Origin of the sequence: Rathayibacter oskolensis, assembly GCF_900177245.1 — a bacterium.
Lineage (GTDB): Bacteria > Actinomycetota > Actinomycetes > Actinomycetales > Microbacteriaceae > Rathayibacter > Rathayibacter oskolensis.
Map to the genome: position 1 here is coordinate 1,801,783 of NZ_FXBM01000001.1, position 12,441 is coordinate 1,814,223.

The window sequence follows — 12,441 nt, forward strand, 5'->3', positions numbered from 1 at the left end:
ACACGCCCGCATTCGAGAAAGAACCGGACGGATCCGCGCGCAGCCCGCTCGGCGACGTGCTCATCGGGGCGCGACCACCGCGGCCTGGGGCGACGACACGTCGTAGGACGCGACCGTCGCGGGATCGGTCGCCGCCATCAGCTTGTCGAGGACGACGGCCTTGAGGGCGGAGTCGTCGGCGCCGCCCCACATCACCACCGCGCCGTCGGAGAGAGTCACCGAGACGTCGTCCCCGGTCGTCGCGCTGGCGGCCACGACCTGGCCGGCGAGGTCGTCGGGCAGGGAGCGCAGCACCTCCCCGATCACGCGGAAAGCGGCACCGGTGGCGCCTCCTGTGGGAGTGGTGACGACCGGGTAGCCGGCCTGAGGCGCGTCGGCCGTCTCGATGACGACCCCCGCGGCGTCGACGAGGTCGAAGCGGCTCCCGTTCGCGATGACGGCGAGAGGTGTGCGCTCGACGACGGTCACCACGAGGGTGCTCGGCGGCCGGGTCTGGACCGAGTAGCTCTGGATGAGCGGGTACTCGCCGACGACGGCTCCGACGGCCGACCGGTCGACCAGGGTCAGGGGCACCCCGAGCTGGTCGGAGAGGGAGGCCTGGACGTCCTCGGCGCTCACCCGCTGCGTCCCGACGATCTCGATCGTGCGGACGGCCATCAGGGGCGAGTACGCGGCGATCGCGACGACCAGCGCGAGGACGACCAGCGAGCCGGCCGTGACCAGGGCGATGGTCCTGCGCCGTCGAGCGCGCTTCGTGAAGCGCCTGACCTCGCCGCGCTCGAAGCGCCGCCGCTCCTTCGCGGCCCGGGAGAGAGCACGGCGCTCCCCGCCCGGGAGGCGGACGCGGCCGAGAGCAGCCGCCGCGCGGGACACCGCACCCTCTCCCGCGCGATCGGCGTCCGCCGTTCTGCCGGCACCGCCCGTCTCGGAGGGGTCAGGGCGTGGAGCGGACTCGGACCGCACGCGGAGCGTCGAGACGATGCTGATGGGCTCCGTCGGCTCACCGCCCGCGGGGGGACCCGCCGGTTCCGGTCCGCGCCCGGCGCGACCCGGTGACCGCGGGGTGCGGACCCCGTCCGGTCGCTTCACGGGAGGGGCCCGCTGGGACGAGCGCTCGGCGTCACCGTCATCGGGCGACCGCGGCGCCCTCGCTCGCGCGGAGCGACTCGAGCAGCTGCGGGATGATCCGGTAGACGTCTCCGCAGCCGAGCGTGATCACGAAGTCGCCCTCCCGAGCGATCTCGGCGGTCCGGCGGGCCGCCTCGTCCCAGTCGGCGAGGAACGACACCCGCGACGGGTCGGCGAACTTGCCGCTCACGAGGGCGCCGGTCACGCCGGGCTCCGGGTCCTCGCGCGCGCCGTAGACGTCGAGGACGACGGTCTCGTCGGCGTAGCGCTCGAGGGTCTCGGCGAACTCGCGGGCGAACAGGCGGGTCCGGCTGTAGAGGTGGGGCTGGTGCACGGCGATGATCCGGCCCTCGCCCACCACGGTGCGCGCCGCCGAGAGGGCCGCGGCGACCTCGGTCGGGTGGTGCGCGTAGTCGTCGTAGACGCTCACGCCGCGGACCGAGCCGTGCAGCTCGAAGCGCCGCTCCGTCCCGCCGAACGACGCGATCGCCTCGAGCGAGGCGGCGGGCTCGAAGCCGAGGCCGACCAGGACAGCGAAGGCCCCCGCCGCGTTCACGGCGTTGTGGCGGCCCGGGATCCGCAGTCGCGCCGAGTACCGGTGCCCCTCGTACTCGAGCGTGAAGCGGACGGGTCCGACGAGCTCGAGATCGACCACGCGCACGTCGGCGCCCTCCGCCTCGCCGAAGCTGAGCACCCGCTTGCCGGAGAGCCGCTTCGACACGCTCACGGCGCCGGGATCGTCGGAGGAGATGACCACGAGCTCGCCGGCGTTCGAGGCGAACGTGACGAACGCCTCCTCGAACGCCTCGAGCGAGCCGTAGTGGTCGAGGTGGTCGGGGTCGACGTTGGTGATCAGGGTCACCGCGGCGTCGTAGAGGAGGAAGCTGCCGTCGGACTCGTCGGCCTCGACCACGAAGACCTCGCCCGCGCCGGCGGCCGACGACGTGCCGAGGCTCTCGATGATGCCGCCGTTGACGAAGCTCGGGTCGGCGTCGAGGCCGAGCAGACCCGTCACGATCATCCCCGTCGAGGTGGTCTTGCCGTGCGCTCCGGCCACGGCGACGAGCCTGTGCCCGCGGACGAGCCAGGCGAGCGCCTGCGAGCGGTGCAGGACGGGCAGACCGCGCTCCTTCGCGAGGAGGTACTCGGGGTTGTCCTGCCAGAGAGCGGACGTGACGACGACGGCCTCGGCGTCGCCGAGGTGAGCGGCGTCGTGCCCGATCGCGACGGGGATGCCGAGTTCGCGCAGCTGCTCGATCGGGTGCGACTCGCGGACGTCCGAGCCGGTGACGCGGTGGCCGGCGTGGTGGAAGAGGCGCGCGATCCCGCTCATCCCCGACCCGCCGATGCCGATGAAGTGGACCGAGCCGAGCTCGTCGGGGACGGTGATGCCGAGGTCGGGCTTGATCACGGGGCTCTCGCTTTCGGGTGGTCGACGGGGCGCGCGAGGTGCTGCGCGCCGTGCGCCGGATCAGTGTAGACGGTGGTCAGGCGGCCGGATCCGCAGCGCGCGGGAGTCGATCACCGGGGCGACCGCAGGGCGAGCTCGATGAGGTCGACGAGTCGCTCCGAGCCGTCGCGGACGCCGACGGAGGCGGCGCGCCGACCCATCTCCTCGCGCCGGGGGGTGTCCTCGAGGAGCGGGACGAGCGAGTTCCGCACCCACTCGGGGACGAAGGCGGCGTCGTCGACGAGCAGCGCGCCTCCGGCCTCGACCACCCCGCGGGCGTTGAAGCGCTGCTCGCCGTTGCCGACCGGGTAGGGCACGTAGACCGCCGGCAGACCGAGCGCACTGAGCTCGCTGACCGTCGCCGCTCCCGCGCGGGACACGGCGACGTCCGCCGCGGACAGCGCCAGATCCATGCGGTCGCAGTACGACAGCAGGTGGTAGCCCTCGACTCCGGGATCGGTGATCTCGGCCCGGTCGCCCGTGATGTGCAGCACCTGGAAGCCGGTCGCCACGATGTCGGCGACGGCGGCGTGGACCGTGGCGTTGATCCTCCGAGCCCCCAGGGACCCGCCGGTGACCAGCAGGGTCGGGCGGGAGGGGTCGAGACCGAGGGCGCGCACCGCCTCCTCGCGGACCGCGGCCCGGTCGAGCCGGGCGATCTCGCGCCGGAGCGGCATCCCGACGGTGCGGGCGTGCCTCAGCGGCGTTCCGTCGAACGCGACGCCGACCCAGGGAGTCGTCCGGGCACCGAGCCGGTTGGCGAGCCCCGGCCGCGCGTTCGCCTCGTGCACGACGAAGGGGATCCGGGCACGGCGGGCCGCGAGGTACGCGGGAGCGGCGGCGTATCCCCCGAATCCCACGACCGCTTCGATCCCGCGGTCGCGGATCGTGGCGACGATCCCGTCGACGGTCGCGCGGAACGCGGAGGGGAAGCGGAGCGCTGCGGCGTTCGGACGGCGCGGGAACGGCAGCCGCGGGATCACCGACAGCTCGTAGCCGCGGAGGGGGACGAGCCGCGCCTCCAGACCCTCCGCTGTGCCCAGCACGAGCACCTCGTCGTCGGCGCGCCGGGATCGGATCTCGTCGGCCGTCGCGAGCAGCGGGTTCACGTGACCGGCGGTGCCTCCGCCGGCGAGCAGGAAGCGGGTCACGAGGCGCGCACCGGCTTGTCGCTCGGGGCGCCGGGCAGACCCGTGGTCTGCGTCCGGGCGAACGAGAGCACCACGCCGATCGCGATCAGCGAGCTGACCAGTGCCGTGCCGCCCGAGGAGATGAGGGGCAGGGGCACTCCGAGCACCGGGAGCACCCCGAGCACCACGCCGATGTTGACGAACGCCTGGCCGATCAGCCACACCATCACGGCGCCGGTGCTGATGCGGACGAAGGGGTCGGTCGAGGCGTGGATGACCCGGAAGAAGGCCACAGCCAGGACGACGAACAGGGCGAGGACGACGATCGCGCCGATGAGGCCGAGTTCTTCGCCGATGATGGCGAAGATGTAGTCGTTGTCGGCCGCGGGCAGCCACGACCACTTGGCCTTGGAGTTGCCGAGGCCGACTCCGAAGATGCCGCCGGACGCCATGGCCCAGGTGCCGTGCACCGGCTGCCAGCACGAGTTCTGGTAGTCCTCGATGTTCGAGCAGTCGCCGAGGAAGGACAGGATGCGGGTGAGCCGATTGTCGCTCGACACGGCGAAGAGGACGGCTCCGACAGCGCCGATGAGCACCAGGGGCACGATGACGCGCAGCTGCATGTTCGCGTAGAACAGCGCCGCGAGGACGATCCCGGCCATGATCACCACGGTCCCGAGGTCGCCGCCGAGGAGGACCAGCCCGATCGACGCACCGCCGACCAGCAGCACCGGGATCAGCGCGTCCTTCCAGTCCTTCGGACCGCGGTAGCGGCGGGCGAGGAGCAGACCGAGCCAGAGCGCCAGGCCGAGCTTGATGATCTCGGAGGGCTGCATCGTGAACCCGCCGAGGAGGATCCAGTTGGTGTTGCCGCCGACGGAGTAGCCCAGCGGCGTGAAGACGACGAGCACCTGCAGGAAGCACCCGGCGAGCAGCAGCAGCGGTGTCGCCCGCTTCCAGAACGCGATCGGGAGACGGGAGACGACGAGCATGAGCGGGACGCCGAGGAGCGCGAAGCCCCCCTGACGGTAGAACCCGCCGAACGAGTCGTCGCTGCTGACGTAGGACGTCACCGACGACGACGACAGCACCATCGTCAGCCCGAAGAGCACCAGGAAGAGCGTGGTGCCGAAGAGGAGGTAGAAGTTGGGCGATTCGGAGGCGAAGACCCGAGAGAGCACGATCCTCGCGGTGCGCACTCCCCCGCGATCCTTCTCGCGCGGCTCAGAGCGGGAGCGGCTCGGGGCCTTGCTCGTCGTCGGAGCGGTCATCGGCCCCTCCTCCCAGATACGTCGTCACCGCGACCGCGAACGAGCGGCCCCGTTCCGCGTAGTCGCGGAACTGGTCCATCGACGCCGCGGCGGGTGCGAGCAGGACGACGTCGCCGGGACGGGCGAGCGCGGCCGCCGCCTCGACGGCCGCCTGCATCACCGGACCAGTGTCGTCCGGGACCACCTCGGTCACGGGGAGCGCGGGCGCGTGTCGCCGGAATGCCTCGAGGACCGCGACGCGGTCGACTCCGATCACCACGGCACCGCGCAGGCGCGCGACGTGGGAGGCGACGAGCGAGTCGACGTCGACCCCCTTGAGCAGCCCGCCCACCAGCCAGACGACCGAGGGGTAGGAGCGCAGGGAGGCGTCGGCGGCGTGCGGATTCGTCGCCTTCGAGTCGTCGACCCACGTCACTCCGGCGCTCTCGGCGATGACCTGGATGCGGTGCGCATCGAGCTCGAAACCCGCCAGGGCTCGACGGATCGCGCCGGGCTCGATGCCGCAGGCCCTCGAGAGCGCGGCGGCGGCGAGGACGTTCTGCACGATGTGCGGGGCGGCGAGACCCCGGGCGGCGAGCTCGTCGACCGTGGCGATCTCGATCGCACTCGTCCGACGGTCCTCGAGGAAAGCGCGGTCGCAGAGGATCCCGTCCACGATGCCGAAGTCGCTCGGGCCGGGCACTCCGAGGCCGAAGCCGATCGCCCTGGCGCCCTCGATCACCTCGGCGTCGACCACCATCTGCTCCGTCACGGCGTCCGCCCTGTTGTAGACGCAGGCGACGCGGGTGTTCGAGTAGACCTTCGCCTTGGCCTCCCGGTACGCCTCGAACGAGCCGTGCCAGTCGAGATGGTCGTCCGCGATGTTGAGGCACGCGCTCGCGAGCGGCTCGATGGCGCCGAGGTAGTGCAGCTGGTAGCTCGAGAGCTCGACCACGAGCACGTCGAAGCCCTGAGGGTCGCGGACCGCGTCGAGCACCGGGACGCCGATGTTGCCGCACGGCGCCGCGCGCAGTCCACCCGCGACGAGCATCGACGCGGTGAGCTGGACCGTGGTGGTCTTGCCGTTGGTGCCGGTCACCGCCACCCAGTCGGCCGGGGAGCCGTCGGGCCGGGTCACCTTGTCGCGCACCCGCCAGGCGAGCTCGATGTCGCCCCAGAGCGCGACACCCGAACTCAGAGCCCACTCGACGACGGGATGCGTCGGACGGAACCCGGGCGAGACGACCACCAGCTCGGGGTCGAAGGCCGTCAGCTCGTCCGGGACGCTGTCGAGGTGCTCGGCCCGGTGCAGGCGGGCGCCGATCACCTCGAGGAGGCGCTCCCGCTGCTCGTCGGCGCGGTCGGCGAGCACGAGGACGTCGGAGCCGAGCTCGGCCAGGGTGTCGGCCACCGAGAACCCGGTCACCCCGAGACCGAGCACCGCGACGCGCAGGCCCTTCCAGTCGGAGTGCCAGCTCCGGAGCGAGTCGAGCCGTGCGGCGAGTGCGGGATCGGTCATGCCAGTGAGAGCCATTCGAGGTAGAAGAGCCCGACTCCGGCCGCGACGAAGATCCCTGCGATGATCCAGAAGCGGACCACGACCGTGATCTCGGCCCAGCCCTTGAGCTCGAAGTGGTGGTGGAGCGGACTCATCAGGAAGATCCGCTTGCCCTTGGTGAGCTTGAAGTAGATCCGCTGGACGATGACCGAGCCGGTGACGATGACGAAGAGGCCACCGATCAGGATGACCAGGAGCTCGGTGCGGGTGAGGATCGCGAGAGCCGCGAGCGCCCCGCCGAGGCCGAGCGACCCGGTGTCGCCCATGAAGATCTGCGCCGGGGAGGTGTTCCACCAGAGGAATCCGACGAGGGCGCCCGAGATCGCCGCGGCGATGATCGCGAGATCGAAGGGGTCGCTGACCTGGTAGCACTTGTCGGCGACCTCGGGATTGAGCTGGGCGTCGAAGCACCACTGGTTCGACTGCCAGAAGCCGATGATCACGTAGGAGCCGATCGCCAGGATCGAGGACCCCGTGGCCAGTCCGTCGAGACCGTCGGCGACGTTCACCCCGTTCGACGTGCTCGTGACGATGACGCAGATCCACAGGACGAAGAGGCCGATGCCGACCCAGCCCAGCGTCGCGAAGTCGAACGGCAGATCGCGGATGAAGGAGATCGAGGTCGAGGCGGGCGTCAGACCGTTGGAGTCGCGCACCATGATCGCGATCACGGCGAAGGCGGCCGCGACGATCACCTGGCCGGCGATCTTCGCCCATCCGCCGAGGCCGAGGCTGCGCTGGTTCCGGGTCTTGAGGAAGTCGTCGACGAACCCCACGAATCCGAGGCCGACCATCATGAAGATGACGAGCAGGGCCGACGGAGCGGGCGCCCGGTTGCCGAAGAGCATCCCGAGGAAGTAGCCCGCGACCGTCGCGATGATGATGACGATGCCGCCCATCGTCGCCGTCCCGTGCTTCACGTGGTGCGACTTCGGTCCGTCCTCGCGGATGAACTGCCCCCACTGCAGCCGGTGGAAGAGCCGGATGAACAGGGGCGTCAGCAGGAGGGTGAAGGCGCCCGAGAAGGCGCCGGCCAGCAGGAGTGCTCTCATCGGTGACGCTCCCCGAGTCGGTCGCCGAGGAACCGGAGACCCGCCGAGTTGGACGACTTCACCAGGACGGTGTCACCGCTCTGCAGATAGCCCTCGAGGAACTCGTAGGCGTCGTCGGCCGACTCCGCGAAGACCGACTCCCCGCTCCACGATCCCTCGCGCTCGGCGGCGACGTGGATGCGCCGCGCTCCGGCGCCGACCACGACGATCTGCGCGATGTTCAGGCGCACGGCGAGGAGGCCGATGCGGTCGTGCTCCTCGTCGGCCCACTCTCCCAGCTCGCTCATCTCGCCGAGCACCGCGACCGTGCGACCGCCGGGCCGGTTGATCTGGGCCAGGGTCCGCAGCGCGGCGGCGGTGGAGTCGGGGGACGCGTTGTAGGCGTCGTTGACGACGGTCACCTCGTCGCCGCCGAGGACCTGCATCCGCCACCGCTCGGCGAGGGTGACGGTGGAGAGCGCCGCGACGACGTCCTCGAGCGGCACGCCGACCGAGAGCGCCGCGGCGGTCGCCGCGAGAGCGTTCATGACGTGGTGCTCGCCGAGGACGCGGAGGAAGAGCTCGGCGCTCGCGGCCTCGCGCTCGCGGCCCGCGAGACCTCGACCGGCGCTGACCTCGATCGTGAAGCGCGTGCCGTCGGCCGAGGACTCGACGTCGACCGCGCGCACGTCGGCACGCTCGCCGCGGCCGAACCAGAGGACCGGCGCGGCGGTGCGGGTCTGCATCGAGGCGACGCGACCGTCGTCGGCGTTGAGGACGGCGACGTCGTCGGCGGTGAGGTCGGCGACCATCTCGGTCTTCGCCTCCAGGGTCCGCTCGATGCCGCCGAACTCGCCCGCGTGAGCGAGTCCGACCGCGAGGACGATACCGACGTCGGGCTTCGCCATCCGCACCAGCCGGCGGATCTCGCCCACCGCGCTGGCGCCCATCTCGGCGACGAGGAACCTCGTCGTCTCCGAGACCTGGAGCATCGTGATCGGGGCGCCGACCTCGTTGTTGAACGACCCGCGGGGGGCGACGGTCTCGCCCACGCGCTCGAGGATCGTCCGCAGGAGATTCTTGGTCGTGGTCTTGCCGTTCGAGCCGGTGACGCCGATGACGGTCAGGCCTCCGAGGGCACGGGCGCGCCGGACGACCTCGGTCGCCAGGGCGCCGAGCGCCTCGACGGAGTCGTCGACGAGCACCTGCGGCACGTCGAGGTCGAGGGGGCGCTCCACGATCAGCAGCGCGGCGCCGCGCTCGACGGCCACCGGGGCGAACAGGTGCCCGTCGGTGTGCTCGCCGCGCTTGGCGACGAAGATGCCGCCGGGCGCGATCTCCCGCGAGTCGGTCTCGGTCGCGCCGTCGACGACGCTCGTCGCGGTCGAGGAGGCGCCCGCCAGGTGGAGGCGGCCGGAGACGGCGGAGGCGATCTCGGCGAGGGTCATGGCGATCATCTAGAGCCAGCCCGCCTCGTGCAGGGCCTGACGGACGTCGTCTCTGGCCGAATACGGCATGTGCACTCCTGCGATCTCCTGGTGGTCCTCGTGGCCGGGTCCGGCGTAGAGGATCGAGTCTCCCTCGCGCGCGAGCGCGATGGCGGCGCGCACGGCGGCGCGGGGGTCGGCGATCTCGTGGATCTCCCGGTCGGGGACGGCCGACGCCGCCGACGCGATGAGGACCGAGCGGATCGCCGCGGGGTCCTCCCAGCGCGGGTGGAAGTCGGTCACGACGACGACGTCGGACAGGCGCGACGCGATGGCGCCCATCTCGGCGCGTTTCGTCGCATCGCGGTCGCCGTCCGCACCGAACACCATGATCAGGCGTCCGGGAGTGAGCGCCCGCAGCGCTTCGAGGGCGTTCGCGAAGGCGTCGGGGGTGTGGCCGTAGTCGACGTAGAAGCGCGGTCCGCGATCGCCCGACACGCGCTCGGCGCGGCCGGGGATGTAGACGTCGAGCCGGCTCTCCTCGAGAGCGTGCGTGATCGCCTCGAGGTCGAAGCCCGACTCCACCAGCATCACGATCGCCAGCGCCGCGTTGGCGGCCATGTACCAGCCGATCAGCGGGACGCTCACCTCGACCGAGCGGTTCTCCGGCCCGTCCAGGCGGAACCTCGTGCCGTCGGAGGAGCCGTCGACGACGGTCATCGACCAGTCGGCCGAGGCCTCGGGCGGGCGGCCGACCACGCGCGAGCTGGCGAGGGTCGTGACCGGGATCCGGCTGCGCTCGGCGAGGTGCGTCCCCCAGCTGCTGTCGACGGTGACCACGCCGCGGCGGGCGCGCTCGGGCTGGAAGAGGTCGGCCTTGGCCTCGAAGTAGTGCTCCATGTCGGCGTAGTCGTCGAGATGGTCGTGGCTGAGGTTGGTGAAGCCGACCACGTCGAAGACGAGTCCGTCGATCCGGTGCCTGCTGAGCGCCTGCGCCGACACCTCGATCGAGACGGCCCTGACGGCCGACTCCCGCATCCGGGCGAGCAGGCCGTGCAGCTCGCTGGCCTCGGGGGTGGTCAGCGAGCTGGTGACGGCGACGTCGCCGATCCGCCGCTCCGCCGTCGAGCTGAGGCCCGAGACGACGCCCAGGCGGCGCAGGAGCGCGTCGAGGATGTACACCACGCTGGTCTTGCCGTTCGTGCCGGTGACGCCGAAGAGCGTGGGCACGTCCTCGCGGGTGCGGTGGATCCAGGCGGCGACATCGCCGAGGGCCGCTCGGGGATCGGGAGTCACCAGCACGGGCAGCCCCGACGACGCCGCGAGCGCGGCTCCGTCCGGATCGGTCAGGACGGCCACGGCGCCGGACGCGGCCGCGTCGGACGCGAAGGCCGCGCCGTGCACGCGGCGCCCGCTCAGGCCGACGTAGAGATCGCCCGCCTCGACCTGACGCGAGTCGAGCGTCACTCCGCTGACCTCGACCCCCTCGACACCGCGCACCTGGTCGAGCGAGAACTCGGACACCAGCTGCGAGAGCGAGCGCGGGACCGGATGCTCCGGTCGGAGGGAGGACTGCGGGCGAGTGACGTGCAATGCCCGCTCTTTCTCTCGTTCCGGTGCGTGTGGTTCTGGTTCGTGCGCGTCGCGGTCGTGTGCTCCGACGTCGTGTCCGTGGTGCGCCCTGCCGGGTGCGATCACCACGTGGTCGGGTACTCCACGGGAGGTACCGTCGACGGCTCCACCCTGTTCGTCTTCAGCACCTGGGTCATGACCTGCTGGAAGACGGGGGCTGTCGCCTGGGACGTGTTCATCTTAACCGGATCGGCGATGGTGACCGTCACGACGTACTCGGGGTCCTCCGCCGGAGCGAGACCCGCGAGGGACACCGTGTAGCTGGAGGAGTAGCCTCCGTTGCCGTCCGGCTGCTGCGCCGTTCCGGTCTTCGTCGCGATGTTGTAGCCGTCGACGTGGATGTAGTCGGCCAGCCAGCCGTCGGTGTAGTGGGTCTGCAGCATGTCGACGACGTCCTTCGCCGCCGAGGCCGAGACGACCTCGGTCCCCGTCGAGTCGGGGACGTCGACGACCGAGCCGTCGGACGTCGTGCAGCCCTCGACGAGCTGGGACGGCAGGCGGACTCCGCCGTTGCCCAGCGTCTGGTAGATGCTGGCGACCTGGATGGCGGTCGCCGAGACTCCCTGACCGAACATCGTCGTGTAGTTCGTCTGGTTGTCCCAGTCCTGGTAGTCGGCGAGCTGGCCGCCCTCCTCCCCGGGGAACCCGGAGGCGGTGGGCGTGCCGAGCCCGAACTTCTTCAGGTAGTCGTAGCGGGTCTCGGCCGAGAGCTTCGACCCGAGGGTCGCGATGCCGACGTTGGAGGAGTCCTTGAGGATGCCGGTGAGCGTGTAGTTGGTCGGAGTGTGCGCGAAGTCATCGCTGAAGGACGCCCCGTCCTTCTCGAAGGTGTCGGGGATGACCGCCTGCGTGGTCGGCGTCGCGAGCCCCTGGTCGATGAGCATCGCGGCCGTCATCGGCTTGAAGGTCGAGCCGGGCTCGAACGGCGCGCGGAAGGCGCGCGAGCTGCGGTCGTCCGCGGGGCTGGCCTCGACGTCGTTGGGGTCGACCGTCGGCGTCTCGGCGACCGCGAGGAGCTTGCCGGTCTTCACCTCCTGGACGACGACGATCCCGTAGCTCCCGCCGACCTCGGCCACGCGGTCCGAGAGGACCTGCTGCGAGTAGTACTGCAGGTCGGAGTCGATGGTCAGCTGCAGCTGCCCGCCGTCGACCGCGGGCGTCTCGGACACCGTGCTCCCGGGGATGCGGACGTAGTCGGCGCTGCGCTCGTAGCTCTCCGAGCCGTTCGTGCCGGCGAGGCAGGTGTTCTCGGCGTACTCCATCCCCTCCTGGGCTGCGCCGTCGGCGCCGACGTAGCCGATCAGGTTGCCGGCGACCGCGCCGTTGGGGTAGGTGCGTCCCTGCTGCGTCTCGAAGTAGACCCACGGGATGTCGAGCGCGAGGAGCTTCTGGTAGGCCTCGAGGTCGAGACCCTCGAAGAGGATCAGGTAGTTGGCCTTCGCGTCCGCGGCGAGAGCACCGGAGACGGCGGTCGTGATCTGCTCGACGGTCTGCCCCGTGACGGCGCCGATCTCGGAGGCGGCCTGCTCGACGCTGACCACGACCTCCTGACCGTCGGGCATCTCGCGGAGGAACTCGGCCACGTTCTTCGGCGAGGTCGTCAGCCGGTAGCGCGTGGTGGTGTCCGCCAGGACGGTTCCGGAGCGGTCGACGATCGTCCCGCGCGTGCCGTAGGTGACCACGCTGTTCGACTGGTTCTGCGCCGCCTCGTCGGTCAGCTCGTTCGCCCGGACGATCTGGATGTCGACCAGCTTGCCGATGAACAGTCCGACGACCGCGATGATGATGACGAAGGTGACGGCGGTGCGGCGTCTGCTGGAGCGGTGGTGTCTCAC

At 71.2% G+C, this 12,441-nt stretch carries 9 protein-coding genes; all 9 read right to left on the minus strand.

Annotation, left to right across the window (positions count from 1 at the left end; genetic code table 11):
• Positions 1-60: 60 nt before the first annotated feature.
• On the minus strand, positions 61-873 hold the full coding sequence (locus tag B9Y99_RS08595) for a cell division protein FtsQ/DivIB (protein WP_085476058.1): 813 nt from the start codon (positions 871-873) through the stop codon (positions 61-63).
• A gap of 253 nt (positions 874-1,126) precedes the next feature.
• Positions 1,127-2,539, minus strand: a complete 1,413-nt coding sequence (gene murC, locus B9Y99_RS08600) for a UDP-N-acetylmuramate--L-alanine ligase (RefSeq protein WP_085476059.1) — start codon at positions 2,537-2,539, stop codon at positions 1,127-1,129.
• Between the two features lie 110 nt (positions 2,540-2,649).
• Positions 2,650-3,729, minus strand: a complete 1,080-nt coding sequence (locus tag B9Y99_RS08605; RefSeq protein ID WP_085476060.1) for a UDP-N-acetylglucosamine--N-acetylmuramyl-(pentapeptide) pyrophosphoryl-undecaprenol N-acetylglucosamine transferase — start codon at positions 3,727-3,729, stop codon at positions 2,650-2,652.
• A complete protein-coding gene (ftsW, locus tag B9Y99_RS08610) occupies positions 3,726-4,979 on the minus strand; it encodes a putative lipid II flippase FtsW (RefSeq protein WP_085476061.1) in 1,254 nt (417 codons plus the stop codon). The genes B9Y99_RS08605 and ftsW overlap by 4 nt, the downstream gene beginning before the upstream one ends.
• On the minus strand, positions 4,933-6,477 hold the full coding sequence (murD, locus tag B9Y99_RS08615; protein WP_085476062.1) for a UDP-N-acetylmuramoyl-L-alanine--D-glutamate ligase: 1,545 nt from the start codon (positions 6,475-6,477) through the stop codon (positions 4,933-4,935). The genes ftsW and murD overlap by 47 nt, the downstream gene beginning before the upstream one ends.
• Entirely contained in the window at positions 6,474-7,568 is a 1,095-nt protein-coding gene (mraY, locus tag B9Y99_RS08620; RefSeq protein WP_085476063.1) for a phospho-N-acetylmuramoyl-pentapeptide-transferase, read from the minus strand. The genes murD and mraY overlap by 4 nt, the downstream gene beginning before the upstream one ends.
• Complete coding sequence (locus B9Y99_RS08625) at positions 7,565-9,004, minus strand: UDP-N-acetylmuramoyl-tripeptide--D-alanyl-D-alanine ligase (RefSeq protein WP_085476064.1); 1,440 nt, start codon at positions 9,002-9,004, stop codon at positions 7,565-7,567. Before B9Y99_RS08625 ends, mraY begins: the two co-directional genes overlap by 4 nt.
• Positions 9,005-10,567, minus strand: a complete 1,563-nt coding sequence (locus B9Y99_RS08630) for a Mur ligase family protein (RefSeq protein WP_085476065.1) — start codon at positions 10,565-10,567, stop codon at positions 9,005-9,007.
• Positions 10,568-10,668: 101 nt separating this feature from the next.
• Positions 10,669-12,441, minus strand: a complete 1,773-nt coding sequence (locus B9Y99_RS08635) for a peptidoglycan D,D-transpeptidase FtsI family protein (protein ID WP_244274803.1) — start codon at positions 12,439-12,441, stop codon at positions 10,669-10,671.

Bases quoted from the DNA above. Each gene is read 5' to 3' on its own strand.
- ftsW (WP_085476061.1), bottom strand. From the start codon at position 4,979: ATGACCGCTCCGACGACGAGCAAGGCCCCGAGCCGCTCCCGCTCTGAG.
- murD (WP_085476062.1), bottom strand. From the start codon at position 6,477: ATGACCGATCCCGCACTCGCCGCACGGCTCGACTCGCTCCGGAGCTGG.
- mraY (WP_085476063.1), bottom strand. From the start codon at position 7,568: ATGAGAGCACTCCTGCTGGCCGGCGCCTTCTCGGGCGCCTTCACCCTC.
- B9Y99_RS08625 (WP_085476064.1), bottom strand. From the start codon at position 9,004: ATGATCGCCATGACCCTCGCCGAGATCGCCTCCGCCGTCTCCGGCCGC.